This is a genomic window from Deltaproteobacteria bacterium (assembly GCA_016210045.1).
GTDB lineage: Bacteria > UBA10199 > UBA10199.
Map to the genome: position 1 here is coordinate 1 of JACQUX010000010.1, position 25,105 is coordinate 25,105.

At 58.6% G+C, this 25,105-nt stretch carries 23 protein-coding genes; 11 read left to right on the plus strand and 12 right to left on the minus strand.

The genetic code is table 11. The features are described 5' to 3' along the window. Positions 1 to 411: 411 nt before the first annotated feature. The 3 genes from HY696_03165 (at position 412) to HY696_03175 (ending at position 2,528) form a co-directional block, all read left to right on the plus strand. Positions 412 to 1,536: a hypothetical protein gene (locus HY696_03165; GenBank protein ID MBI4237404.1), complete on the plus strand. Its 1,125-nt coding sequence runs from the start codon at positions 412 to 414 to the stop codon at positions 1,534 to 1,536. Positions 1,537 to 1,649: 113 nt separating this feature from the next. Further along, positions 1,650 to 1,997 (plus strand): hypothetical protein, encoded by a 348-nt coding sequence (locus tag HY696_03170; protein MBI4237405.1) that lies wholly within the window; start codon positions 1,650 to 1,652, stop codon positions 1,995 to 1,997. 6 nt (positions 1,998 to 2,003) lie between these two features. Further along, the gene (locus tag HY696_03175; protein MBI4237406.1) at positions 2,004 to 2,528 is read left to right on the plus strand and encodes a substrate-binding domain-containing protein; all 525 of its coding nucleotides are present in this window, start codon (positions 2,004 to 2,006) and stop codon (positions 2,526 to 2,528) included. A 10-nt stretch (positions 2,529 to 2,538) separates the two neighbouring features. Here the strand turns inward: HY696_03175 and HY696_03180 are convergent, their stop codons facing one another. Beyond that, positions 2,539 to 2,850, minus strand: coding sequence for a hypothetical protein (locus HY696_03180; GenBank protein ID MBI4237407.1), 312 nt, complete (start codon positions 2,848 to 2,850; stop codon positions 2,539 to 2,541). Between the two features lie 225 nt (positions 2,851 to 3,075). On the opposite strand from HY696_03180, the gene HY696_03185 reads away from it, so the two are divergent. After that, positions 3,076 to 4,884: a hybrid sensor histidine kinase/response regulator gene (locus tag HY696_03185; GenBank protein MBI4237408.1), complete on the plus strand. Its 1,809-nt coding sequence runs from the start codon at positions 3,076 to 3,078 to the stop codon at positions 4,882 to 4,884. On the opposite strand, the gene HY696_03190 is transcribed toward HY696_03185, so the two are convergent. Further along, the gene (locus HY696_03190; GenBank protein MBI4237409.1) at positions 4,873 to 8,145 is read right to left on the minus strand and encodes a protein kinase; all 3,273 of its coding nucleotides are present in this window, start codon (positions 8,143 to 8,145) and stop codon (positions 4,873 to 4,875) included. The two genes, HY696_03185 and HY696_03190, sit on opposite strands and share 12 nt — an antisense overlap. A gap of 748 nt (positions 8,146 to 8,893) precedes the next feature. Between HY696_03190 and HY696_03195 the strand changes: the two genes are divergently transcribed. After that, entirely contained in the window at positions 8,894 to 9,169 is a 276-nt protein-coding gene (locus tag HY696_03195) for a hypothetical protein (GenBank protein ID MBI4237410.1), read from the plus strand. A 113-nt stretch (positions 9,170 to 9,282) separates the two neighbouring features. On the opposite strand, the gene HY696_03200 is transcribed toward HY696_03195, so the two are convergent. From HY696_03200 to HY696_03215, 4 genes are all read right to left on the minus strand, one after another. Beyond that, complete coding sequence (locus HY696_03200; protein MBI4237411.1) at positions 9,283 to 9,453, minus strand: hypothetical protein; 171 nt, start codon at positions 9,451 to 9,453, stop codon at positions 9,283 to 9,285. A gap of 256 nt (positions 9,454 to 9,709) precedes the next feature. Further along, the gene (locus HY696_03205) at positions 9,710 to 9,943 is read right to left on the minus strand and encodes a hypothetical protein (GenBank protein ID MBI4237412.1); all 234 of its coding nucleotides are present in this window, start codon (positions 9,941 to 9,943) and stop codon (positions 9,710 to 9,712) included. Continuing rightward, a complete protein-coding gene (locus tag HY696_03210) occupies positions 9,909 to 10,100 on the minus strand; it encodes a BrnT family toxin (GenBank protein ID MBI4237413.1) in 192 nt (63 codons plus the stop codon). The genes HY696_03205 and HY696_03210 overlap by 35 nt, the downstream gene beginning before the upstream one ends. A gap of 9 nt (positions 10,101 to 10,109) precedes the next feature. Then, positions 10,110 to 10,265 (minus strand): hypothetical protein, encoded by a 156-nt coding sequence (locus HY696_03215; protein ID MBI4237414.1) that lies wholly within the window; start codon positions 10,263 to 10,265, stop codon positions 10,110 to 10,112. A 302-nt stretch (positions 10,266 to 10,567) separates the two neighbouring features. Between HY696_03215 and HY696_03220 the strand changes: the two genes are divergently transcribed. After that, entirely contained in the window at positions 10,568 to 10,819 is a 252-nt protein-coding gene (locus HY696_03220) for a hypothetical protein (GenBank protein ID MBI4237415.1), read from the plus strand. On the opposite strand, the gene HY696_03225 is transcribed toward HY696_03220, so the two are convergent. Further along, a complete protein-coding gene (locus HY696_03225; protein MBI4237416.1) occupies positions 10,816 to 12,069 on the minus strand; it encodes an ATP-binding protein in 1,254 nt (417 codons plus the stop codon). The two genes, HY696_03220 and HY696_03225, sit on opposite strands and share 4 nt — an antisense overlap. Before the next feature lie 178 nt (positions 12,070 to 12,247). Between HY696_03225 and HY696_03230 the strand changes: the two genes are divergently transcribed. From HY696_03230 to HY696_03250, 5 genes are all read left to right on the plus strand, one after another. Continuing rightward, the gene (locus HY696_03230; GenBank protein ID MBI4237417.1) at positions 12,248 to 13,417 is read left to right on the plus strand and encodes a beta-lactamase family protein; all 1,170 of its coding nucleotides are present in this window, start codon (positions 12,248 to 12,250) and stop codon (positions 13,415 to 13,417) included. Positions 13,418 to 13,646: 229 nt separating this feature from the next. After that, complete coding sequence (locus HY696_03235; GenBank protein MBI4237418.1) at positions 13,647 to 14,747, plus strand: hypothetical protein; 1,101 nt, start codon at positions 13,647 to 13,649, stop codon at positions 14,745 to 14,747. Then, positions 14,701 to 15,243 (plus strand): C39 family peptidase, encoded by a 543-nt coding sequence (locus HY696_03240; protein ID MBI4237419.1) that lies wholly within the window; start codon positions 14,701 to 14,703, stop codon positions 15,241 to 15,243. The genes HY696_03235 and HY696_03240 overlap by 47 nt, the downstream gene beginning before the upstream one ends. After that, positions 15,240 to 16,478 carry an MFS transporter gene (locus HY696_03245; GenBank protein MBI4237420.1) on the plus strand — a complete coding sequence of 413 codons (1,239 nt, stop codon included), beginning with the start codon at positions 15,240 to 15,242 and terminating at the stop codon, positions 16,476 to 16,478. The genes HY696_03240 and HY696_03245 overlap by 4 nt, the downstream gene beginning before the upstream one ends. A 12-nt stretch (positions 16,479 to 16,490) precedes the next feature. Continuing rightward, entirely contained in the window at positions 16,491 to 17,687 is a 1,197-nt protein-coding gene (locus tag HY696_03250; GenBank protein ID MBI4237421.1) for an ATP-grasp domain-containing protein, read from the plus strand. Positions 17,688 to 17,809: 122 nt separating this feature from the next. On the opposite strand, the gene carB is transcribed toward HY696_03250, so the two are convergent. Genes carB through pyrR form a run of 5 tightly spaced genes read right to left on the minus strand, consistent with a single transcriptional unit; the run spans position 17,810 to position 25,040 of the window. Then, a complete protein-coding gene (gene carB / locus HY696_03255; protein MBI4237422.1) occupies positions 17,810 to 21,121 on the minus strand; it encodes a carbamoyl-phosphate synthase large subunit in 3,312 nt (1,103 codons plus the stop codon). 10 nt (positions 21,122 to 21,131) lie between these two features. Continuing rightward, positions 21,132 to 22,244 carry a glutamine-hydrolyzing carbamoyl-phosphate synthase small subunit gene (gene carA / locus HY696_03260; protein ID MBI4237423.1) on the minus strand — a complete coding sequence of 371 codons (1,113 nt, stop codon included), beginning with the start codon at positions 22,242 to 22,244 and terminating at the stop codon, positions 21,132 to 21,134. Beyond that, complete coding sequence (locus HY696_03265; protein ID MBI4237424.1) at positions 22,241 to 23,512, minus strand: dihydroorotase; 1,272 nt, start codon at positions 23,510 to 23,512, stop codon at positions 22,241 to 22,243. The genes carA and HY696_03265 overlap by 4 nt, the downstream gene beginning before the upstream one ends. Beyond that, complete coding sequence (locus HY696_03270; protein ID MBI4237425.1) at positions 23,509 to 24,474, minus strand: aspartate carbamoyltransferase catalytic subunit; 966 nt, start codon at positions 24,472 to 24,474, stop codon at positions 23,509 to 23,511. Before HY696_03270 ends, HY696_03265 begins: the two co-directional genes overlap by 4 nt. Positions 24,475 to 24,494: 20 nt before the next feature. Further along, positions 24,495 to 25,040, minus strand: coding sequence for a bifunctional pyr operon transcriptional regulator/uracil phosphoribosyltransferase PyrR (gene pyrR, locus HY696_03275; GenBank protein ID MBI4237426.1), 546 nt, complete (start codon positions 25,038 to 25,040; stop codon positions 24,495 to 24,497). Positions 25,041 to 25,105: the final 65 nt, after the last annotated feature.

The window sequence follows — 25,105 nt, forward strand, 5'->3', positions numbered from 1 at the left end:
CCGCACGGTTGCCGCTGCGCGACCGCTTCACCCTTGGCACCCTCTTCACCCTCACCCCCGCCCCCATCGGCCCAGAAAAAGCGCCCCCGCCGAAGGCGGGTCCGCCTGCGGCGGAGACTGCCTCGCCACCTGGGCCCACCATCCCACCGCGTGTTTGAATTATTAGAGGAGGCAGATGGAGCCCGACGGTGCAGAAAATAGCATCCCACAATCCGGAAAGCGGAACACCTTCAGTACGCGTATGCGATGTCGCTGCTTGGAAAATCAAGCAGATACAATCGCGCCATTGTTGGCATGGGGCGTGCAATCGTCACTGATACGTAGCGTGAGTTATAGAACGGATGCAAATGAGTCTGCGCAATGCGGTATTGGTGCCGTGATTGCCTCGTGCAAGAGAAAAGAGGTCATACTATGGCAGTTACCACCTTTCCCTTTTCAGGGGTCTCTCGCGGCCAGACCCTGACCTTTCATGGCATCCGCCAGTGGAGAAAATTTCCTGCACATGTTGCTCCAGACTATCGACAGGTATTCCACGAAGCCTCTGCGCGTCATCCTTTTCAGACTGTTATTGCCTGTTATGACCAAGCCGTACCTGGAATCACTCGTTTTCTTGATCGCGTCACAACGGCGTTGCCAATGGCCCCCATTCTCATTCCGCTCAATGCGGGCGAACGACTGAAAACAATCGACAAGATCGCTGAACTGACACAGCAGGTTTCCAGTCATTATGTCGGCGGAAAAAGCCTGATGCTAGTGATCGGTGGTGGCACATTGTGTAATGCGGCTGGGTTTGTAGCTACGATGTGGCATGGCATGGAGCAAGTGGTGATTCCGACCAATTTCACAGCAATTGCCGATGTCGCGATCGGAAGTCTTCACATGGTGAATGTTGGTACACATAAAAATCGCTTACAGCTCTATGCTGACCCCTTGGCCGTTGTCTTGGACCCTGACTTTCTGACAACACTATCACCAGGAGAACGTCGCAATGGCCTAGCCGAAACCATCAAACACGGCGTTGCCCAGGACCAACAGCTGTTTGAAGCATTAGAAAGTCATGCAGCAGCTGGCACTGTCCTACAAGATGAGCCATTATTTGACTTTGCACTCCGCACCGCGCAACTCAAAGATGCACTAATGGCATCAGATCCTTTTGGGCAACAGACCCAAGACACATTATTGTATGGCCATGTCATTGCACACGCCGTCGAGTCTGCCACAGACTTCACCATGCCGCATGGTGAAGCCGTCTCCCTCGGATTGCTCGGGGAGCTTGCATTTTTTCATGGGCCGGCTGCCGCCGTGTTGATACGGGTCAAAGCCTTACTACAACAAGTAGGTTTGCCCACAACATTACCATTCTCACTACCCGTCGCGCAGATTCTGCATCACCTAGAGCATGCCATGACCCCACAAGGGACGCTGGTGATTCCACGCGTGCAACATTTGGGCTCTTTGGATGTACAATCGGAGCAACACTCAGCGGAGTTTCAGCGGGCCGCAGTGTTACAGGCACTGCACGTGTTGGTCCCATAGAATGCACACTTATGTTCTGTCGCCATCTTCGATTATTGTGCATGCACTTACTACGTACCATCGTAGGGTGCTTCATGCTTTTGGGATGTCAGCACAAAGCGCAGACCCAACAGATGACATTCCTCGTATTGCCACGCACGTTAAGTAATGATTTTCACGCATCGCTCGTGGCGGGCGTCAAGGCCGAGGCCCTTGGGCAACAGATTGCTCTGGATATTCAGCCGACTCCCACAGAGGACGATTACGCATTTCAGATACGACAATTGCAAATCACCGGTAGCAAGCCAGCAGTCCAAGGGGTCATCATTGAACCTGGTCATTCTGCGAACCTCTTGTTTACGCTTCAACAATTCGATCAGCGTGGGATCCCATTCATCGTTGTTGATAACCCGTTGGCATTTCCCAATGATTACACGTTGAAACATTATTGTGGATTCGTCGGAACAGACAATCAGCGCTGAGGAGCATTGGCAGCGGAATACGTTGGCAAGACCGTGCGACAGGGCAAGGTGTTATTGATCCGTGGGATTATGTCTCAACTCACCAGTCAAGATCGAGAGCTGGGGTTTCTTACCGCCATCAGAAAATATCCGGCTATTCATATTGAACAAATCATCGAAGGACAATGGAGTACGCAGAATACAATAGAAGCACTTCAGCAATTGTCGCGGGTACAGCTAGGTCAATTTCAGGCCGTGTTCGCCTATAACGATCTGATGGCCCTTGGCGCAGCAACCAGTTTTCAAAAATATGCGCTCCGCCCACTTATTGTTGGTTATGATGGTATTCTTGAAGCGCAATCCGCAATTCTTGCCGGCGATATTGACGCGACGGTGACACAAGATCCCGGTGAAATGGGACGTCGTGCAGTTCTCAGATTGCGCCAGTGCATTGAACAACAAGTGTTTCATGGCGATACCGACCTCACCCATGCTTCGCTGCTTCTTGCTGTGCGCACTTTAACTGCGGTATCGAGCTATGGCCAGGAATAATCAGCGACAACTAGGGCACAAAACGATCGCCCGCCACTACATCGAAACATTTTCTGTCAGTCTCTTGATCATGATATCCCTCAGCATCATGCTCGTTACGAAAGATAGAGCTGCATATCGTGCAGACTTGATCGGTAAACAAGCCGCCAATTTGGCAAATTCCACGTCTGCGTATTACTCGTATGTCATTTCGATTCTCCTCCGCGGAGAACTCAATGCACAACAAAAACTTTTGACACAGCTTGGCATTGAAGAGAGACTGCTGCGAGTAACGCTGCTCAAACCAAATTCTGAAAGCATGGCTCTGCTTGATCGTTGCCATACGCATCAGCAACGCATCGAATCCGATATCGGCAACATCCCCAGCTGTTATTTTCTAGAGCAGAATGAGATCAATGTCATTCAGGAGCTGCTTTCTGGATCCCGCACCATAGGATATTTACTCAAACAGCAACCACCCGTGCCCCTCCCATCGTGGAGTTACGCCCTACAAAGACCAGTGTTGCTATTATGGCTCATTTCAATTCTGGTGTTTGGTATCTATTACATGTGGCAGCTTCACACGCATTTGGTCAAACCATTGGCCTTTCTCGCCAGTAGAGCAAAACAGCTGATGCTACAGGATGTAGCGGGCTACAAACTTTCTGAAGTCAATCAACTGGCAAATGCCCTCGCACATGCCCATCAGGAATTGGTCGCACAGTCTCAGCGCGCAATCATTGGAGATGTGGCCGCCCAAGTCGCGCACGATATTCGCTCGCCGTTGACGGCGTTGCGGGTGGTGGCGGGACATTTGGCGGAGGTGGGGGAAGAGAAACGGGTGATGATTCGGAATGCGGTGCAGCGGATTGAGGACATCGCCAACGACTTGGCGGGGAAGAAGGGACCGGCGACGACCGTGGGAACGGCGCCGGAGCCGGAAGGGGTGTCGGTGCAACTCCTCTCCAGCTTGATCGAGCCGCTGATCTCGGAAAAGCGGATTCAATCTCGATCGCGGTTAGGGATCGAGATCCAGTGCACGCTGGATGCCTCCGCGTATGGGCTCTTCGCACGCGTGCAACCGGTCGAGTGCAAGCGGCTGCTCTCGAACGTGATCAACAACGCGGTCGAGGCAATGGATGGCACGGGCACGGTGACGGTCACATTGGGGCAGGCCGATGACGCCTCGCAGATCGTCGTGGCGGACACGGGCCACGGGATTGCGCCCGACGTGGTGCCGCGGCTGATGCAGCGCGGGGCCACGTTCGGCAAGGCCGGGGGGTCGGGGCTGGGGCTGTTTCATGCGCGGACAACGGTCGAGGCATGGGGTGGCACGTTGGCGTTGGCCTCGACCGTGGGGATCGGCACGACAGTCACCGTGACATTGCCGCCGGCCGAGGCGCCCGGCTGGTTCGTCCCGCGCGTCGTCATCGCGCCACACAGTGGGATCGTCGTCGTCGATGACGACGCGTCGATTCATCACCTCTGGGACGAACGCTTCGCGCCGTTAGCGCTGGCGCAGCACTCTATCCAAGTACAGCACTTCTCCTCCGGCACCGAGGCCCAGGCATGGTGCCGAGCGCAACCACTGGATGTGATGCTGCTGCTCTGTGACTACGAACTGATCGGCGAACCGAGTAATGGGCTGGACCTGATTCAGACGCTCGGCCTTGCCGCACGCGCCATCTTGGTCACGAGTCATTATGACGAACCCGCGCTCCAGGCACGTTGCGCCGCCCTCGGCGTGCGCTTGATCCCCAAGGGTCTGGCGGGGCTGGTGCCAATCGCCGTGGCCGCGCTGCCGCCACCGGCGGATCCCCCTTCGGCGGCGGTCGCAGCAGAGACCGCGTCTCCAAATCCCGCGCCCGCGCCAACTCCGCAATCTAGCGCCGGTTCGTCTATCGACTTTCAGCATGGCCTGCTGACAGCAGGCCATGCGGCGGGCGCGCCAGCACCGACCGCGGCGGTACCCGCCCTGCCGCCGCCGACGAACGACTCGGCCACTTCCGCCGAAGGCGGATCCGCCAACGGCGGAGGCGCGCACGTCCTGGTGATCGACGACGACACCGGCATTCAGTTCGCGTGGGAGGCGGAGCAGCAGCGGTTGGGGATTGGGCAATTGGCGATCTATCCGTCGATGGAGGCGTGCGAAGCGGCGCAACCGGCCTACGCCCACTTCGACTTCGCGTTCGTCGACAAAAATATCCCCAGCAGCACCTGGCAGATCGCACAGGTGATCACGCATCTGAAATCCGCCGGCGTGAAGCGCGTGATCCTGGCAACCGGCGAAAATCAAATCCACACCCCCGACGACCCCGTCTGGACGCTCGCCGACGGCATCGAGCCGCTGAAAGTGCCGGAGGTGTTACCGAGTTGACGTGGGAACGGCGGGCGCGGCTGGGGAAAGATGGGCTTCGAGTGCTGCGAAGAGTTGCTGCTCTTGGGGATTTTGACGGTAGGGGCGGGCGCGGTCCAGCCAGTGGCGGGCGGTCGGGTGGTCACGTTGGTCCAGTGCCACTTCGGCGCGGGTGGTGGCGATGCTGAAGCGATACGGGGCACTGGCGGGCGCTGCGGTGACCCAGTCCCAGACCTGTTCGAGCGTCCGCGCTGCGCCGGCCCAGTCGCCCTGGCGGCGCTGGCACTCGCCGAGCAAGTGATACACCGCAAACCGTTGGGCCTGAATCCCCTCCGTCGCGGAGGCCCGTTCCACCTGAATTTGCAAGCTCCGCAACAAACTGGCCGCTGCCGCGACGGCGCCTTCCAACAAGTGCACGCGCGCGACATTTACGGACATCCCCACGAGGCGCGGAACGTCATCCAATCGATAACAATACGGGAGGCCGCGCTCGTACGCGACCCGCGCAGCGGCATAATCCGCCGCGTCCATCCAGAGATTGCCGAGGCCATTATAGGTCGTCGCGAGGAGCCGCACGTCTTGCAGTTCTTTCGCAATGCCCAGCGCGGTTTCCAAACATGCGCGCGCGGGCGCGAACCGTTCGCATGCGCGATGAATCTCGCCCAAGTAGTAGAGCCGATGCGCCCGTCGCCAGTCTGCATGCGGCGCGGCATTCCACTGGGCCAGTTCCGCTTCAAAGTGGGCTTGGGCGGCGGCGAACTCGCGTTGTTGGAAGAGACATTGTCCCAATTCATTGTTGGTGACGCGGGCGCGGGCTGGGTGGGGTAACGCGGCAGCGGCTTGGAGGGTCTGTTCAAAACAGGTGCGGGCGGCGCTCACGTCTTGGCGATACAATGCGCACAACGCCAAGTCGTTGCGCAGGCGCAGGTCCCAGACGGGGTCGGGGAGCGGTGGCTGCGCGCGGCAGGCGGTCAGCGCGGTGGTGAAGGCGTGCTCGGCTTCGGCGATGTGGCCTTCGCGGAGATGGAGGCGGCCGAGCCATTCGTGGGCTTCTAATTCGTGGCTGGTGGCTCTAGGCTGGGGAGTGGCATCGTTCTCCTTCGTCCTGCCCCCCACCCAAAACCAAACCCCAACAGGGAGAGGGGACTGGCTAGTAGCTGGGGGCTGGTGACTGGGGAAAAACGAGAGTAACGCCTCTACCGCGCTGCGGCCTTCGGGGCAGCGGTCGGCGTGGAGGCAGAGGCGCGCGAGCGTGAACGTGAGAGGGACGCGCGGTGCGGACGGGAGCGCGGGATCGGTGAGACGCGTTTGCAGCGCAGCGATCGCGCGGGCGGCGCGGCCTTGGTGTTGCTCTGCCAGCGCCCAGCGGACCAATGCGGCGTGCGAGTCGGGGGCGTCGCTCTGCGCGGTGTATCGATCGACGAGCGATTCTGCGGCGCCGGTGGTGCGGAGATATTCGGCGATGATCCGCTGTTGTTCGCGACGGGCTGCCGCGGGGATGAGGGCATGGATCGCGGTCTGGACGCCGACATCGGCGAGGTGATACGTGCCGGTGGTGGGATCGGCGTGAACGAGTTGCAATCCGACTAGGCCGTGCAGCGTCGCGTGCCACGCGGCGGGCGAGTCGCCCGCTATCGCGTGCAACGCGGTCAGGTCGATCGGTTCACCCCAGGCCGCCAACCACGCCACGGCGTCGCGCCACTGCGGCGGCAAGCTCTCCAACGTCGCGCGCCGTTCGTCCTGCAGTCGCTCCGGGACGGGCAATGTCGCCACGTCGATCGTGATGTCGGCGAACTGGGACTCGCCCCAGGCCCCGCTCGCGTCGACTAAATAGCCTTGCGCGAGCAACGTCCGCACAGCGTGCGCCACCAGGCCGGGATGACCGCCCGTTTGATGCATGAGGCGTTGCGCCAAATCCGCGCGCGGGACGGGATCGAGCGGCACGACGGCGCTGAGATAGTCGGCGAGTTCCAGTTCAGTGAACGGTTGCAGGGCGGACACCAGCGCCACGGATGACAGCTCCGGGGGACAGTGCACGGCACTCGCCACGACCCGCACATGGGGCAATGCGCCGGCCAGCACGAGTTCGAAGAGCGCACGCAACACCGGACGGAGACTCGGGTCCGCGGAGGGTGCGAGGCAGGCGTCCAGGTCATCGATTAGCAACACGACGGGACTGTTGCCGCCGACTAAACAGGCCGTGACCTGTTCCACCCACCACGCCAATTCCCCGTCGGCCGGCCCCGCCAACGCGAGGACGCGGCACTCGGCCAGCGCCGCTTCGTAGCGCGCCCAGCGGAGTACCGTCGATTTGCCCATCGCGGCACCGCCGGTGAGACAGCACACCCCAGCCGGCTGTTGAAGCACGGATGCCACCGCCGCCTTGGCCGCCGCCTGCCCCACCACCAGCGCCCCGGCCGGGGCATAGGCAACGCGCGTCGCTTCCGCCTCGACCGGATACGCCGCCGGCGACAAGAGTTGCAGTTCGCGCAGTGCATGCGCGGCGCTGGCGTAGCGATCGGTCGGGCGTTTTTCCAGCAGGCGTTTGACGAACGCATTGATGTACTGTGGTGCAGTGGGCGCTTGCTCGGTGAGCGGCGGAGGAATCAGGCGGAGTTGTCGTTCCCACGTCTCTTTTTGGTGTGGGCCGCGGAACGGATTGGCGCGCGTCACACACATAGAGAACGCGATCCCGAGCGCGTAGAGATCGGCGCGGCCATCCGCCGGTTCCGCCAAGACCAACTCCGGCGCCATGAAACTCGGGGTCCCCGTCTTTTCCATGATTGGGCGCAACGCGGCTAATCCGAAGTCGATGACTTTCAAATGGAGCACGCCGTGCGCGTCCGGGGCGACGAGCAAATTGGCCGGTTTGATGTCGAAGTGATGGATGCCGTGCGCGTGGAGATAGGCCAACGCCCGCAACGCCTCGACCAGCAAGGCTTCGATGACCGGATAGGGTTGATGCGCGGTGGCGTCCATCATCGATTGGCCAAACACCCGCTCCGCGACCAACGCGTACCCCACGTCCGGTTCGTGGCCGAAGTCGAGCACGCGATTGATATGCGGATGCGCGAGCCGGGTGAGGATCGCAAATTCGTCTTTGAACTGGGCAATCTGCTTCGGCGTACCGGTGATCGCGGAGAGGAATTTGATGGCGACGGACGTCTGCGTGGCGTGGTCGAGCGCGGCCCACACCTCGCCGAAGCCGCCGTGCCCGAGGCCTTCCGTTAATTGATACCGGCCGAGGGCCACCAGACCGGCGTGCAAAATGGGACCGCGCATCTCCCCCACTCCCCTATTGATGCTCCCAACACTATACCCGAGCCCTGTTCGGAATTGGAAGGGATTCTGGGGGCACATCTCACACATCGTTTCTAGTCGCAGGGGCGGGTCCTGCCGCCACCGCCGAAGGCGGATCCGCCTGTGGCGGAGGCGGGTCCCTCCAGTTCACCAGTGGGGCGCGGTGCTCCTCTTCGTCGCACCGCGATCGCCAACTACCGCGGGCCATGGCTCCGCTCAAGCGAAGCCGCCCTTGCGCGCTGCTCGCTGACACCTTCCAGGTCCGTAAGAGCCGGCATTGCCGACGCTGCGCGGCTGCAAGGAACGGCTTTGCCGGTCCGCGCAGTCCGCCATAGGCGGACGGAGTGTAACGCTGGAGGCCTTCCGCCGACGTCACCCGCGGAGCGGGGCAGGCGCTTCGGCATTAATGAGACGGGCGATAGTAGAGCATTCAGATTGCAACACGTGGTCCCGGCGGGGGCGAGGATGCGCGCGTGGCACCTCGATGACGCCGCGCTAGCGTACCCGGGCGCCCCCCGGCCCGTGCCCCCGTGCAGACGTGCAACGACACTACAAGATCTCACATCTCCGCCGCTGTGAAAAACCCGCTTGCCCCGCGCCCCGCTTCTTGGCTATGTCAGGAGGCGCGCACCAGCAGTCAACGCGCCGCAGCGATAGCAGAGGCCTGGCGCGCGGTAGCAATGACCGCCATGCAACCGAGCAGGGCGCATGGCGCACCGAAGGAGGCGGCATGACGCGGACGGAACTCCCCGCAGAGATACATCGCGAGGCACATCGGTTGCGCAGTGTCATTACCACGCTGATGGCCGCCACGCGGCGCCTCGGCGAAGCACCATCCGACACGTTGGAGCGCGCCAAGCAGCACGCCAAAGTACAATTCCAATATCTCACCGCATTGGCCGATAAAATGGATACCTGGAGCCAAACCGTCACCGCACCGCGTACGCCGCAGCGCAAGCGGTTGGGAGCGAGTCCGAAGCTCATCGCGCCACAACCACTGCCATAACGGGCGAGATATGCAGTTTGCATGCGGGTACTGCACAAATATTTATTCAATACGTTGTTTACTACGAGCATTCCATTACGCGCCATCTGGCCGCGTGGTGCCGAGCGAAGCGATCACGCCGTCATGGCGGAAATGGAGCGATTTCCGCGCACTCGAATCATCATGCGCAACAGCCAGCGATCAGTGCCATCATAGCGCGCAGGAAACCCTTCGCGGGCATGCACCGTATGCCCATTCGGAATGATCAACGCACACCCCGGCGTTTCATGTTCAGTGTGCCACACTAAAGCTGATCGCGAGCTCGCGACTTTCAGCATGGCCTGCTGGCAGCAGGCCATGCGGCTCCAACCCCAGCCACCAGTCTTGGCTCTGTCTGGGCGTGCGCTCACCAGCAATCAGCGCGCCGGAGCGACCAAGCGGGACTGCGCCGCTCGGCACGTGATGGGTCACCTCTAAACAAAGACGCGGCCATTCCCTTGTACTCATGTCATCGCCAGCGGTCTTGTCTCCACGAACTAGAGCCGTTGCCACTGCAACAACTCACGCCGCCTGCAGTCGCTTCAAGCCGTCTGCGATCAGCAAACGCATGAGCACTTGATACGGCACACCACGCTTGTCGGCGAAGGCTTTGAGTTCGTCGAGCAACTCTTCTTCGAGTGCCACACTTGTCGGTTTGCGACGACTCCCTTTCAACCGACTCATGCCGGCAATGATCGCCTGTGGATCGAAGGCAATCCGGTCATAGTGTCTCGATCGCTTGGCGAATTTCTTCATAGGCTTTCTTTTCTTTACGACTTGCGAGCCGCGCACTGATGAGTCTGACGCGCCCATCGCGTAATGCAAACACGACCGACAGCATGCGACCTGCGTGGGATGGGCCAATGAGGCAAAACCGCTCTTCATCCACGGTGGAAACAATCTGCCGCCCCAACGGTACCGCTCATTTCAACGAGACGAGAGATTCCATTGCCTCAGTGGTCACACCATGTTTGGTGACACTCTTCGTGGCATTTCCACGATCCCATTCAAACTCGAACGACTCGGCTTGCAGATACCAATACGCGAGCCAGAGGATGAATTGGAATTGGCCATGCATGACAATACAATACACTATACTACAGTGTATTGTTAAAGATGGAATCCCCCTGTCGATCTACGCCGACAGGCATTCGCTCTTCTGCATCGAGAGAGAATCGACCAGGGACTCAACCCGGACAGTGTCTTATTTCACATCTCCGCCGCTGTGAAAAACCCGCTTGCCCCGCGCCCCGCTGCTTGGCTATGTCAGGAGTGCGCGCCCAGCAGTCAACGCGCCGAAGCGATAGCAGAGGCATGGCGCGCGGTAGCAATGACCGCACTGCAACCGAGCAGGGCGCCTGGCGCACCGAAGGAGGGGGCATGACACGGACGGAACTCCCCGCAGAGATGCATCGCGAGGCGCATCGGTTGCGCAGTGTCATTACAATACTCATGGCCGTGACGCGACGACTGGGCGAGGCCCCTTCCGACATCTTGGAACGATCCCAACAAAACGCCAACGTACAGTTTCAATATCTCACCGAGTTGGCCAATAAGATGGACGCCTGGACACAAACCGTTGCCGCGCCCCGTGCACCACAGCGGAAGCGGCAGGGAACCGGCAACAGCTAGTCCTCCAGCAACCACTGCCATAACGGGCGATAGCGGATGGTCTGCTTGCGGACTCGTTCTGCACTGACGTGTTGCCATGTTAGAATGAGCAAGTCTTTGCACGCCACTTCGTCCCCAGCCTTCAGGAGCGCGCGGACTTCTCGCTGCCGCGTCTTGTCGTCGTCGACCGTTGCCGCGACCTGAATCAGCACACGCGGGCGCAACGCCGCCTTCACGACGAAGTCGACTTCCTTCCCATCTCGCGTCTTGAAGGTAAAAAAATCCTGCTGTCGTCGCAACAGTTCGATGGCCACGGCATTTTCCAGATACCGGCCAAAATCCGGTGTCACGGCGAATTTCACGGCATCGACCAGCCCCGTATCGATGCCGTAAATCTTCCGCGCACTCTTGAGGATCGTCTTCAGCGAAGTGGCATAGCGCGCCACTGGAAAAAGGAGAAAGGCCTCTGCCAAATAGAGGAGGTAATTCTCCACAGTGTGGACACTGCGAAAATCGCACAAATGCTTCAAACGCGTGGCGGTAAATTCATTGGCGTGGTTCGTCAGCAGATACGTCCCAAGATCCGCTAATTTCTTCGCATAGCGCACATGATACCGCTTCACGATATCTTTGAACAAGACACTCTCGAACAGCGTCGTGAGATAGCCGCGGCGCTCCACCGCTTTGACGACCACTTCCGGAAAGCCGCCGTTCTGGAGATACTCGCGCAAGTGCCGCAGGATCTGGCCGTCGACTTCCGGCGTGGCACTGGCCGGATCGTAGGTCACAGCGCGGGCCCGGAGATATTCGGCAAACGAAAATGGCAGCAGCTGAAAGGACTGATGGCGCCCGGTCAGATGCGTGGCGAGTTCGCGACTGAGGAGCCGCGAGTTGGAACCCGTCAGGACCAAGCGCACTCCACGCCGTTGGAGACGATTGACGAAGAGTTCCCAGTTCGGCAGATTCTGGATCTCGTCAAAAAAATAGACCGACGCGTCGCCATACACGTCATGGATCGCGGCCAACAAATGATCGTTGTTGGTCTGCCCGAGCAGTCGCTCATCGTCGAAATTGAGATAGGCGACGTTGGGCACATCCCGAAGGAGTTGCCACGCAAAGACCGATTTGCCGGCCCGGCGGGGGCCGATAATCACCTTGATCAGGTCGTTGCGAAGACCAGCGCGTGCAACCTTGACGCCATCGCGGGCAATATATGGGGCTTTCATCAGGGCATCACGCTCGTGGCGATGGGCCAGCACGATCTCTCGCATGTGCAGTTTGTATCATGTACTGCACAAAAATTCAATTATTTGTGCAGTACGGTGTAAATAGTGCCATCCCAGGGCGGGCGGCACGCGCACAATCTGATGGCCTTTCTATCATCGGGACCTATTGCACGGCGGCATTTCAGATCGCATTTCCATGGTTGGTGTGGTTTAGAGAGCGCACATGACGCTCGCGTCGCGCTATGGTTATTGGCTCACGTTGATGTTGGTCGGGCTGGCTGCGGCCGCGTGTCAGCGTTCGCCGGATCTCAACGCCGCGATCCGGCAACTGGTCGACCCGTTGCTGGCGCAACAATTGGTGACGGGGATGGCGATCGGCGTGCAGCACGATGGGCGCGAGTTCGTGGTCACGGTTGGGACGAGCGGGCGCGGGCCGGGCGACGCGATCGATGCGGACACGGTGTTTGAAATCGGGTCGTTGACGAAGCCGTATACGGCGTTGGCCGTGACGCTGCTTGCGGGACGACGCGAAATGCTGTGGGAGCAGCCGGCGCAACAATTTCTGCCGTCGGGACTGGCGCTCCCCTCGCATCAGCAAGGAGACATCACGCTGCGGCATCTCGCCACGCATACGGCCGGACTACCACGCGTGCCGACCAATGTAGCGCCGCAATCGTGGGGCGATCCGTATCGGGAGTATGATCTCGCGGCATTGCAACAATTGCTCAACGGCCTCACGCTCTCGACAATTCCTGGCCAACATTACACATACAGCAATCTCGGATATGACCTGTTGGGTCTGGCATTAGCGCAGGTCACGCAGCAAAGTTACGAAGCGGCTATGATGCGCTTAGGCGCCATCACCGAGACGCAATCGCCCAACTTCACGCTCGCGTGCGAAGGCGAAGCCGTCGGACTCGGCTGGCATCGCACCGCGCATGGGGAGTGGTGGCAGAACGGCGAAACCGGCGGTTTTGCCGCATTCATGGGTTTTGCACCGGCACGCGGGAGCGGGGTCGTGGTCTTGTCGAACACGGCGTCGCCGTTGATCACGATGTTAGGCCGCCGGATTCTACAACTGCTGCGCGGCGAAGTCGTAACGCCTCTTGTTCTGTCAACGACCATGGCAGTGCCGGACGAAACGCTGGATCGCTACGTTGGGCTGTATCAATATCAGGAGGAACACGCGGTGCGGCCATTCGTCGTGCAACGCGACGGCTCGGTCCTCAGCGCCCGCGTCGGCGACTATCCGCCGTTCCGATTGTACCCGACGGCAGCGCACCAATTCATGGATCGGACCACGTGGACGACTACGACGTTTCTACTCGACACCGCAGGTCGCGTGACGCACGCCGCCGCGGAGGATGGGACGCAATATCCGCGCGTGGAGTGAGTGCGCGCGACAGCGGAACAAGCAGTGATCAGCAGACCGGTTTGCCCCCCTGCACGTACAAAATTCCGAACTTCCGTTGTGCCAATAATCGGACCCGTTTCCCCCGAGACGGTGTGAATACGCCTAACTCGGCATTGTGCGGGCTGATTATCCTCGGACACCCGTTGGCATCAGTCTTGCTTTCACGGTGCTGTACAGAGAGCGCTAGAAACTCTGTCAGGAGGTTACAATGGAAAAGGGAAACGATATTGGCCTATCTCCTCAGGCAGTATTGGAAGAGCGAGCGGCCATTTGGAATTTTTTCAAAGAAGTCCGACACAAGAGCATTCTTCTGGTCGAGGGCACGCATTCGCAAGAAAACCTACGATATAAAAAGGAGTCGCCGGATGCAGGGCGCGGAATCCTCTCCATCGCAAAGACGCTCAAGGAATTGGGGTTACGATATTCGCTGATAGAATCTACCGATCCGGAATTGGATCGGGCGATCACACAATCCGATGTCGTTTTTATCTATGCGCATGGGGAATATGGTGAAGATGGACGTTTACAAGGATGGCTTGATTACAAAGGCATTGCCTATATAGGTCCCGGCGTCTTTGGTAGCGCTCTTTGCTGCGACAAATTGAAATTCAAATATGCTGTAAAAGGCGACAACTTAAATACTCCGTTGTTTATGGAAATACCGACTTCGAGTACGATGAATGACTTGGTTGCCGAAATAAATAAAAGGCTTTATTTCCCCATTATGGCCAAGCTCCGCCCCGGAGGCAGCAGCATCGGCATTACTTTTCTTGAGGACGAGAGCACACTGCAAGAATGGATTCAAAACACTCCACCCCATGAACTGCCACACTATTTTTTTGAACAATATATTGCCGGGCGCTTTGTGACAGTCGGCCTCATCAAGATGGCTGCGGGGCTCATCACGCTGCCCCCTTTGGAAGTTAAATCAGGGACACGTTATTACGATGAACAAGTGAAACTTGGAGCACATGCCGATTCTGCACCTCCTGAATACTTTGTGCCGGCGCCTCTTGATGAGATAACCCTGAAAAAAGTTGCCGATATCGCTCAAAAAGCTTTTCTCGTTGCAGAATGTGACGTTTTAGGGCGCGTGGACCTGATGATCGACAACAGTGGAGAACCACACTTACTTGAAATCAATACGATTCCCGGCGTCGCACCAAACAGTAACTTCACCAATGCCTTCCAAAGCGTGGGGTTCTCATATGCCGAATTAGTGCTCTCCGTTTTGCGGACGGCTTTCTTAAAGGGCGCCACACATGAAATCAGAGCAGACGGTGAAATATATCAGTCAGCACTGGCATAAAAGCATTCGCGCTCGTGAGCTTTCAAATTACTCAGATGTTTTTTTGCAACACTGGTCGGAACGGTCCTGTGGTTTGGCTTGCGCCTCGATGATTATCAGATATTTCACTGCATTGCGACCTACCATCTTCGAGCTCTTTCACAAAGCCATGAGACACAACGCGTACAGCGAAAAGGGGTGGATTCACTGCAAGCTGGCCGTACTGTTACAGGAGTATGGTATCCAAGCCCAACCGGCTGCAGCAGCGCGCGATGATATCCTGAAAACACTGAACGACGGCAAAGTGTACATTGCGTCTGTCTCATATATGTTCCCCGTAAATGGGCCACGCGGCGGACATCTTGTCTTGGTCACTAGAGGGATCGATGTTCAAGGAAAGAAGTATTTTACACTATACGATCCATCAAAATGGGGAGAGAAAAGACGACGGATCAGCGTTGACCGGTTTATGTTGAGCTACAGCGGACGCGGTATTTTTGCATGGGACACACTATGAATTTCTCCACGACGAGCCTTCGGTTATTACTGAACACGCTTATCGTTTCCTCGGCATCATTTATGATCAATCCTCTGCTGGTCATAGGAGGGAGTGGCGCATTTCATACCAGTTACGCTCATCTCAGCACCGTGTTGGTGATCGCACTGGTCGCCGGCAACATCACGGCACTTGTGGCAACCACTTTTTTTACAACTCTGAATTACTATATCTGGCTGCGTCTTGCCATGTTCGGCTTGTTCGGGTCCGCAACACTAATGGCGGTCAGCGTATATCGCGGAGACCAATTTGGTTATTGGCTGTTTTGCATCGCTTTAGTGCTGTTGAGGATTTTTATGGCGACCGCCACGACCTTAACAAGAGTCATGCACACGATAACAAATTTGCACCATTCAGATTGTTCCCGGTTGTTCGCCCGTGCTTCCAGTTTTTTTGGGATCGGATCTGCAATCGGTCCGGTTATTGGGAGCTATGTTTATAGCGATGTCAATTTCTTCTCCGTCTTGGCGTTATCCGCACTTTTCTTTCTCGTTGGCTCTATTGCCATCGCTTCGGCACAAACAATAATAAGAGAGGATTTAAGTAAAGCATCTTTGCAACAAACTGAATTCAAACAATCGCCAGCTCTGAAAAAAATCTTTTCGTTATCCCGCAACGCTGTTTTCACAATCTTCGTTTCGATCTTGTTTTTTGTTCTCCTGGGACAATCTTTTGGTTTTATTCCAGTCCTTCTGAAAGAGTTGGGACATGTCGAATGGATCGGCACTTTCTTTTCCATTAACGCAGCTTTATTAATTGTGTTGTCCGAGCCTGTAGCGCTCTTTCTCAACAAGACTGCGCTGAAACAAACACATAAAATGATTCTCGGTCTTGCGCTGATGGTGCTAGCACTGTCTCTGTTCTCATTGACTAGCACGACCTTGTTTTGGCTGGTTATCATCACGTTGCTCTATTCTCTGGCAGAAATCATTTTTCAAACATACGCGATGGAGTTGATACGCCGCAATGAATCCCAATGGAAGATTCCGGCCACTGTGTCAGCATATACATTTTTTACTTCGGCGGTCGGTGTGGGATTGGGTCAGTACATTGGCTTGGTCTGCTACACTCATATCGGCGTGCGCTATTTATGGTCGGTGTGGTTTATTTTTGGAGTGGTTGCCCTATTTGGGCTATATAAGGTTTCCGAAGTGATGCAGTCGCAGGAGAAAACACCTGCGTCGGTTGGCGCCTAAAAAGAGATCTCCATGATGCCAAAAATATTAATTGTTTGCCCCCTTACTGAAAATGCAATTCGGCGCTATGTCGCTGCAGCAAAAAAATTGTCTCTTTCCCCAGTGCTGATTGTTCTCGTTGGCGAAACAGTGGCGGCCGATATTCTAAATTCAGCATCGGTGATGTACATTGAGAAATTGACCAATTCCCCTCTTGAATTGGTTGAACAATGCAGAAACTTGGCAATCAAGGCTGTCATTGCCGGAGGCGAATTTTCAGTGGCGGCGACGGAATTTCTTGCATCACAACTTGGCTTGATACGTTGCATGAAAGGCCGTCCCGATGTTTTGAGAAATAAATATACCATGCGCATGGCTTTTCAACGGGAGGGGGTTGATCAACCCGCTCTGCTTGGCGTCGCCGGCAATATGAGTGAGGTCGACGAGGTTGTTAGGAAAATCACTTCATACCCTATCATCACAAAACCAGCTGACATGGCAGGTTCATGGTTTGTTTCACTGAATATGACTCCTGAAGAAATCCCTGCCAATACAAAGCCTATTTTTGAATACAAAACATCAAAAGTAACAGGACTTGAGTTTGCTGGATTGTGCGTCTTTGAGGAGTTTTTTGAGGGCGATGAGTATAGCGCTGAAGTGATCGTTTTTGAGTCCCGAATATTGGCGATGTATTTCAACAAGAAGCTACTTTCTCAACTCCCATATTTTGATGAAATCGGCCACATTTGTGGAATAGCGCTTTCCGATCCTCTGAGAAACCGGCTGCAAAAAAACATCCGGGGTGTGCTACGAGCGGCAGACGTGCATAACGGAATCCTCCATGTCGAATTCAAACTGAAAGATGATAAAATGGTTATTATAGAAGTCGGTTGCCGCATAGCCGGCGATAAAATCTCGAATTTGGTCGAGTTGAAATATGGAGTCAATCTTGAGGAATGCATGATTCTTATCAAATCCGGAGTAGAGCCCCAGTTGCCGACTGCGAGCAATGAGTACCTTTACGGGATACGTTTTTTGTTTGGTGATGACAAACCAATCTCCTCAGCAAATGTACAGATTGTGGAGAACGCAATGGAGCACGGCAATCTCGGAACGCACAATTTGCAACGCACCCATATTTCCAACAGAATCGGTTATCAAATATGCAAATCGCGACATTATGATGAATTGGCGACAACAATATCTTCACTAGGGCGTGTGGACATTTGAAAGGTTGTCATTCTGCTGCGCCGCCGGAATGAATTGCCCAACGAGATCACACGGCGACGAGATCACGCTTCCGCAGTGCGGCGCGGGCGATTAGGGCGGCGGGGCTTCGTCGACCCGCGGGGCTAGCGCCACAGGCGCGCTGAGGGGGAGGCTCCAACGGCTTTGCCGTTGGAGGGGGCGACGCTAGCCCCTGATTGATGCCACACTTGCAACGGCGTCACGGCGGGGATTGAATTATCAACGGTGGCGGTCAGTGCAGTCACGGCGGCGCGGGCGGCGGCAATCGTGGTGAAATATGGGAGCCCGAGTTCGATCGTGGTGCGGCGGATGGAAAAGGAATCGGCGAGCACGGTCGGCACGTTGACGGTGGTGTTGATCACCATCGCGATCTCCCCTTCCCGCAAGGCATCGACAATGTGGGGCGAGCCTTCCGCGACTTTGCGCACGGTGCCAACGGCTAATCCGCGTTCCGCGCAGTAACGCGCGGTGCCGCCGGTCGCGACGATTTGGAATCCTGCGGCGAGCAGCTCTTTGCCGAGGTCCAGCGCGGCCGGTTTGTCGACGTCGCGCACACTCACGAAGACCGTGCCGGCGCGCGGGAGTCGATTCCCCGCTGCGGTCTGGGCCTTCAGGAAAGCGCCGGCGACGGTCGCGTCGATGCCCATCACTTCACCGGTGGAGCGCATCTCGGGACCGAGTTGCGGATCGACACCGGGGAATTTGAGGAACGGGAACACGGGCGACTTGACGCCGAAGTGGCTAATCGGCGGCATCGCCGGGCAGACGTCGCACAGCCGTTCGCCCAACATCAAGCGCGTGGCATATTGCGCGATCGGCCGCCCGACAACTTTAGCGACAAACGGGACGGTGCGCGAGGCGCGTGGATTCGCTTCCAACACGTAGACGGTTTCCCCTTGCACGGCGAATTGGATATTTAGCAAACCGACCACGTGGAGCGCGCACGCCAACGCGCGCGTCTGCGCCGCGATCCGTTCCATCACGGCGGGCGTTAATGAATACGGCGGGAGGACGCACGAGCTGTCGCCGGAGTGGACTCCCGCTTCTTCGATATGTTCCATCATGCCGACGATGGTCACATCGGTGCCGTCGCACAGCGCATCGACGTCCACTTCCACGGCGTTCTCGATGTAGCGATCGATCAGGACTGGATGTTCCGGCGCAACGGCGATCGCCTCGTGCCAATAGGTGCGCAGCGTGGCCGCGTCGGTGACGATCCGCATCGCGCGACCGCCCAACACGAACGACGGACGGACGAGCACGGGGAATCCGAGCCGCTCCGCGATGGTTTCGGCCTGCGCCAACGTGCGCGCGCTGCCGGCGGGCGGCTGCAGCAGGCCGAGTCGATGCAACAACGCGCTGAATTGGGCACGATCTTCGGCGCACTCGATCGCCTCCGGCGCGGTGCCGAGGATGGTCACGCCCGCCGCAACAAGCGGCTTCACCAGCTTCAGCGGTGTTTGTCCGCCGAATTGCACAATCACACCTTCTGGTTGCTCGCGCCGGATGATCGCTAAGGCGTCTTCGGGGGTGAGCGGTTCGAAATAGAGTCGGTCGGCCGTATCGTAGTCGGTACTCACCGTTTCCGGATTGCAGTTGATCATGATCGCTTCGACGCCTGCGGCGCGCAGCGCGAACACGGCTTGGACACAACAATAGTCGAATTCGATCCCTTGGCCGATGCGATTGGGGCCGGAGCCGAGGATGATGACTTTGCGCCGCGTAGTGGGGGGGCATTCCGTGACTAGTGACTGGTGGCTGGTGGCTGGTGCATCCCCTGCGCCGTCGTAGGTGGAATACAAATACGGCGTGTAGGCCTCGAATTCGGCGGCGCAGGTGTCGACGGTGCGATAGGTCGGTTGGAGCTGCGCGTGTTCCCGCGCCGCACGGACTGCCGCTTCGCTCACGCCGCAGATTTCGGCGATTTGGGAATCGGCGAAGCCGAGTCGTTTGGCCTGCGCCAGGCTCTCCGGCTGCAATCCGGTCCCGCGTAGACTTTCTTCCATTTCGATCAGCAAGCGCATTTGATAGAGGAACCACGGATCGACCTGCGTGTGTGCGGCGATCTCGTCGATGCCGAGTCCGCAGCGCAATGCCTCCGCGATCCACCACAAGCGATCGGGGCGCGGACTCCGCAACAATTCTCCGAATTGCGGCAACAACCGTTCGCCGTCACGGATGTGCGGATGGATCAGACCGCTGAAGCCCTGCTCCAACGAACGGATCGCTTTATGGAGCGATTCGGGAAACGTGCGGCCGATCGCCATCACTTCGCCCACCGATTTCATTTGGGTGGTTAACAGCGCATCGGTGGTGGGGAACTTTTCGAAGGTAAAGCGCGGGATTTTGGTGACGACGTAATCGATGACCGGTTCGAACGCGGCGGAGGTCTCGCGCGTGATGTCGTTGCGCAATTCGTCCAGGCGATAGCCGACCGCTAATTTCGCGGCGATCTTCGCGATCGGGTAGCCGGTCGCCTTCGAGGCCAGCGCGGAGGAACGCGACACACGCGGATTCATTTCGACCACGACCAGTGCGCCGTCGACCGGATTGACGGCGAATTGGACATTCGAACCGCCGGTCTCGACGCCGATCTCGCGCATGATCGCGATCGCCGCGTCGCGCATCCGTTGATATTCTTTGTCAGTCAAGGTCTGCGCGGGCGCGACGGTAATGCTGTCGCCGGTGTGCACGCCCATTGGGTCGAAGTTTTCAATCGAACAAATGATAACGACGTTGTCGGCGGTGTCGCGGACCACTTCGAGTTCGTATTCTTTCCATCCGAGCACGGAGGTCTCGAGCAGCACGCGATGCACTGGGCTTTGCGCGAGACCGAAGGCGACGGCGCGTTCGAATGCGTCGAGCGTATGTGCAATGCTGCCGCCGCTGCCGCCGAGCGTGAACGCGGGGCGGATGATCGCGGGCAGGCCGATGGTTTCCAGCGCGGTCCGGCCTTCGTCGGGCGTGCTGACGTAGACGCTCGCCGGGACGTCGAGGCCGATCCGCGCCATCGCTTCTTTAAACAGCAAGCGATCTTCCGCTTTGCGGATCGCGTCGACGTTGGCGCCGATCAGACGCACGCCGTACTGCTGCAATACGCCGGCGTCGTGCAGTGCGAGCGCCAAGTTGAGCGCCGTCTGTCCGCCCATCGTGGGGAGCAACGCGTCCGGGCGTTCCGCGGCAATGATTGCGGCAAGGTGTTCCACGGTCAACGGTTCGATGTAGGTGCGATCGGCGAATTCCGGATCGGTCATGATCGTGGCGGGATTGGAATTGACGAGGATGACTCGGTAGCCCTCTTCCTTCAGCGCCTTGCAGGCCTGCGTGCCGGAGTAATCGAACTCACACGCCTGCCCGATCACAATCGGCCCGGAGCCGATGAGGAGGATGGACGAGATGTCAGTGCGTTTTGGCATGTTTAATAAATTACGCACTCAGTAGTTGCACAAACTCCTCAAACAATCCGGCGGCGTCGTGGGGGCCGGGGCTGGCTTCGGGGTGGTATTGCACGGCGAAGAGCGGATCGCGGGTGGAACGGAACCCTTCGACCGTACCGTCGTTCAGATTCAGTTGCGTGACTTCGATGTCGGCCGGGAGCGTGTCTGGATCGACGGCGAAGCCGTGGTTCTGCGAGGTGATCAACACGCGGCCGCTGCGCAGATCGTGAACCGGCTGATTGGCACCGCGGTGACCGAATTTGAGTTTAAATGTTGTTGCGCCGAGCGCGCGCGCAACGAGCTGATGGCCGAGACAGATGCCGAACAGCGGCACGCGTCCGATCAGCGCGCGCAGTGTGGCGACCACGCCGTCGACTGCGGCCGGATCGCCGGGGCCGTTGGAGAGCAACACGCCTGCCGGGTGCCGCGCCAACACGTCGTCCGCGCTCGTGGTGGCCGGAACGACGTCGACCGCCACGCCACGATCGACCAGCATCCGCAAGATATTCCGTTTCGCGCCACAGTCGAAGACGACGACACGCGGCGTCTCCGCAGTGGGCGCCGGACGCGCCGTCATACGCCAGCTCGGTTCGTTCCAGCGATACGGCTTCGCGCACGTGACCGCGCTGACGAGCTCTTGCCCCGCCATCGACGGCAAGCGTTTGGCCAGTGCGACCAACGCGGCCGTGTCGTGAATGGTAGTGGAAATGATGCCCGGCATCGCGCCGGCGGTCCGCAAGCGACGCGTCAACGCGCGGGTGTCGATCCCTTCGATCGCGACCACGCCGTGGCGCTGCAAGTACTGATGCAGCGGTTGCGTGGAGCGCCAATTACTGGGGAACGGACAGTAGTCGCGCACGATGAAACCGCCCGCTTGCGGGACCAACGCCTCGACGTCGTCCGCATTCACGCCGACATTGCCGATATGCGGGCAGGTCATCGTGACGAGTTGGCCACGATACGATGGGTCGGTGAGAATTTCTTGGTAGCCGGTCAGCGCAGTATTAAAGACGACTTCTCCGGCAGCATCGGCCGCAGCGCCAAAGGAGCGTCCCGGAAAGATCGTGCCGTCGGCCAAGACTAACCATGCATCGACGTTCATGAGTAGACGATGTTCCCCTGCACGATGGTGTACAAGACTTTTCCCTTCAGCTTCCACCCTTCGAAGACCGAATTGCGGCTCTTGGAGCGGAACTCGGCGGCGTGGATGGTCGTCGGACGTTGCGGGTCGAAGATCGTGAGATCGGCGGCGTCGCCTATACCTAAGCGCCCGGCGGGCAGCGCCAAGATCCGCGCCGGGCCGACGGTGAAGAGTTCCACGAGCCGCGCAAGCGAGACGACGCGCTCTTCGACTAAGCGCAGACACACGGGCAGCGCGGTTTCCAGGCCCACGGTCCCGGGCGCTGCTTCTTCAATGGGAACGTCGCCTTTCACCGTGATATCGTGCGGCGCATGGTCGGTGGCGATGCAGTCGATCGTGCCGTCGCGCAACGCCCGGCGCAACACCGCGCGGTCACTGTCGGTGCGGAGCGGCGGATTGACACGAAAGACCGGATCGAAATCTTCCAACACGGCGTCGGTCAGGAAGAGATGATGCGGCGTAGCCTCGGCCGTGATTGGAACACGTTCTTCCTTGGCCGCGACAATGGCCGCGAGACCTGCGGCGCTACTCAGATGTTGAAAGTGGACGCGGCCGCCAGTTAAACGGGCCAGCGCGGCATCGCGGCGGATGATGATTTCTTCGGCCGCTGCCGGACGCCCGCGCAGACCTAAGCGGGCGGCGACTTCGCCTTCATGCGCCACGCCGCCGGCGCAGAGGCAACTCTCTTCGGCATGGACCAAGATCGGGAGATCGAAGTCGCGCGCATATTCGAGCGCGCGCCGCATCAGCAATGCGTTGTCGACATTGCGGCCGTCATCGGAAATGGCCACGACGCCTTCGGCCTTCAAGTCGCCGATATCGGCCAACGCTTGGCCTTCCAAACCGCGCGACAATGCCCCGACCGGATAGACGCGCACGGCAGCGTGCGTGGCGCGTTCGCGGATGTAGCGCGTGACCGCCGCACAATCGTTGACCGGCTTCGTGTTGGCCATGCACACGATGCTGGTAAAGCCGCCAGCCGCGGCGGCCGCAGCGCCGCTGGCGATGTCTTCTTTATATTCCTCGCCCGGGTCGCGCAGATGGGTATGGATGTCGATCCAGCCGGGCGTCACCACGGCACCGCGCGCATCGAGCACCGTGGCGCCGGCCGGGGCTTGGCGCGCAGTCGTCCATTCCGCAACCACGCCGTTACGGATCACGCAATTGATCCGTTGGTCCACCTTGCGCGCCGGATCGATCACTCGGCCATTTATGATAAAGAGGTTCATGAGTTTTTTGTCGCGCATAGTAAATACAACACCGCCATCCGCACCGCGATGCCGTTTTCGACTTGATCGAGGATCAGCGAGCGCGCGCCGTCGGCGACATCGGGCGCAATCTCGACGCCGCGATTGACCGGTCCGGGATGCATGATCACGACGTCCGGCTTCGCGCCCGCCAAGCGCCGCGCACTCACGCCATAGTGGCGCGCATATTCGCGCAGGCTCGGCAACGCGAAGCCGTGCAAGCGTTCTTGTTGAATGCGCAGACACATCACGACGTCCGCGGCGCGAATCGCCGCTTCGACGGAGGCCGCGACGGTCACGCCCCATTGCGCTAACGGCGGCGGCAACAACGTCCGCGGCCCGGCCGCAATGACTTTTGCGCCCATCTTGCGCAACAGAATGATGTCGGAACGCGCCACGCGCGAATGCTCCACGTCGCCGAGGATCGCGACCGTGAGGCCGCGAATCCGGCCCTTCGCTTCTTGAATCGTCAATGCGTCGAGCAACGCTTGCGTGGGGTGTTCGTGCATTCCGTCGCCGGCGTTAATGATGTGACACTGCGGCAACAACGCGGCCACGCGCTGCGGCACGCCGCTCCCGCGATGACGGATGATCAAGGCATCCGGCTGCATGGCGTGCAACGTGCGCACGGTGTCAACGATCGACTCGCCTTTAGTCAGCGCGGACGCGCTGGGCGAAAAATTGACCGTGTCCGCGGAAAGCCGTTTCGCCGCGATATCGAACGAGCTGCTGGTACGCGTGCTGGTTTCGAAGAAGCAGTTAATGATCGTCTTGCCGCGCAACGTCGGGACTTTTTTGATCTCGCGGAACGAAATTTCTTTCAGCGCGCGCGCAGTGTCGAGGATGGTTTCAATGTCGCGACGGGAGAGATCGGCAATACGTAAAAGATGCTGGTGACGAAACGGGACCGGCGGCAGCGGAGTTTCCGGGGTTGAGGCCTTCATCGTCACCCAACTCAGTTCGGTTACTGTTGCGTCTTGATCAGGACTTGATTCGACCCATCCGTGTCTTTCAGTAATACCTTCACGTTTTCCTGCCGCGTCGTCTTGACCATCCGGCCCACGTAATCGGCCTGGACCGGCAATTCGCGATAGCCGCGATCGATCAAGACCGCGAGCTGTACAAAGCGCGGACGGCCGAAATCGGTCAGCGCATCCAGCGCGGCGCGCACGGTGCGACCGGTGTAGAGCACGTCGTCGACGAGGATGACGCCTTTGCCCGCGATCGGAAACGGCAGTTCGGTCCGTTTCACGACCGGCTGGTGATCGACTTCCGAGAGATCGTCGCGATACAGATTGATGTCGAGCATCCCGACCGGGATGGGGTTGCCGGAGAGTTGCGAGTATTTACGCGCCATCCATTCCGCGAGCGGCACCCCGCGCGTGCGGATGCCGACCAGCACGACGTCGCGCTCATTGCCGACGCGGTCGATGACTTGGCGAATCATCGCTTCGATGGCCTGGTCCATATCGGCTTCGGACATATAATGACGCGCTTCGGGTGTCCCCATGCTGACCTCCTGTGCCATGAATTCCCCTTCCCACGCCCCGCTCACTCCACCGACATCGGACATTT

Bases quoted from the DNA above. Each gene is read 5' to 3' on its own strand.
- HY696_03240 (MBI4237419.1), top strand. From the start codon at position 14,701: ATGAAATCAGAGCAGACGGTGAAATATATCAGTCAGCACTGGCATAAA.
- carA (MBI4237423.1), bottom strand. From the start codon at position 22,244: ATGAACGTCGATGCATGGTTAGTCTTGGCCGACGGCACGATCTTTCCG.
- HY696_03235 (MBI4237418.1), top strand. From the start codon at position 13,647: ATGGAAAAGGGAAACGATATTGGCCTATCTCCTCAGGCAGTATTGGAA.
- carB (MBI4237422.1), bottom strand. From the start codon at position 21,121: ATGCCAAAACGCACTGACATCTCGTCCATCCTCCTCATCGGCTCCGGG.
- HY696_03190 (MBI4237409.1), bottom strand. From the start codon at position 8,145: ATGCGCGGTCCCATTTTGCACGCCGGTCTGGTGGCCCTCGGCCGGTAT.
- HY696_03215 (MBI4237414.1), bottom strand. From the start codon at position 10,265: ATGCATGGCCAATTCCAATTCATCCTCTGGCTCGCGTATTGGTATCTG.
- HY696_03230 (MBI4237417.1), top strand. From the start codon at position 12,248: ATGACGCTCGCGTCGCGCTATGGTTATTGGCTCACGTTGATGTTGGTC.
- HY696_03245 (MBI4237420.1), top strand. From the start codon at position 15,240: ATGAATTTCTCCACGACGAGCCTTCGGTTATTACTGAACACGCTTATC.
- pyrR (MBI4237426.1), bottom strand. From the start codon at position 25,040: ATGGGGACACCCGAAGCGCGTCATTATATGTCCGAAGCCGATATGGAC.
- HY696_03180 (MBI4237407.1), bottom strand. From the start codon at position 2,850: ATGGCAACGATCAAGCAGAGCCATGCTTTCAGAATTTGGTTTGAGCAG.
- HY696_03250 (MBI4237421.1), top strand. From the start codon at position 16,491: ATGATGCCAAAAATATTAATTGTTTGCCCCCTTACTGAAAATGCAATT.
- HY696_03165 (MBI4237404.1), top strand. From the start codon at position 412: ATGGCAGTTACCACCTTTCCCTTTTCAGGGGTCTCTCGCGGCCAGACC.
- HY696_03265 (MBI4237424.1), bottom strand. From the start codon at position 23,512: ATGAACCTCTTTATCATAAATGGCCGAGTGATCGATCCGGCGCGCAAG.
- HY696_03270 (MBI4237425.1), bottom strand. From the start codon at position 24,474: ATGAAGGCCTCAACCCCGGAAACTCCGCTGCCGCCGGTCCCGTTTCGT.
- HY696_03170 (MBI4237405.1), top strand. From the start codon at position 1,650: ATGACATTCCTCGTATTGCCACGCACGTTAAGTAATGATTTTCACGCA.
- HY696_03195 (MBI4237410.1), top strand. From the start codon at position 8,894: ATGACGCGGACGGAACTCCCCGCAGAGATACATCGCGAGGCACATCGG.
- HY696_03225 (MBI4237416.1), bottom strand. From the start codon at position 12,069: ATGCGAGAGATCGTGCTGGCCCATCGCCACGAGCGTGATGCCCTGATG.
- HY696_03205 (MBI4237412.1), bottom strand. From the start codon at position 9,943: ATGAAGAAATTCGCCAAGCGATCGAGACACTATGACCGGATTGCCTTC.
- HY696_03220 (MBI4237415.1), top strand. From the start codon at position 10,568: ATGACACGGACGGAACTCCCCGCAGAGATGCATCGCGAGGCGCATCGG.
- HY696_03185 (MBI4237408.1), top strand. From the start codon at position 3,076: ATGTGGCAGCTTCACACGCATTTGGTCAAACCATTGGCCTTTCTCGCC.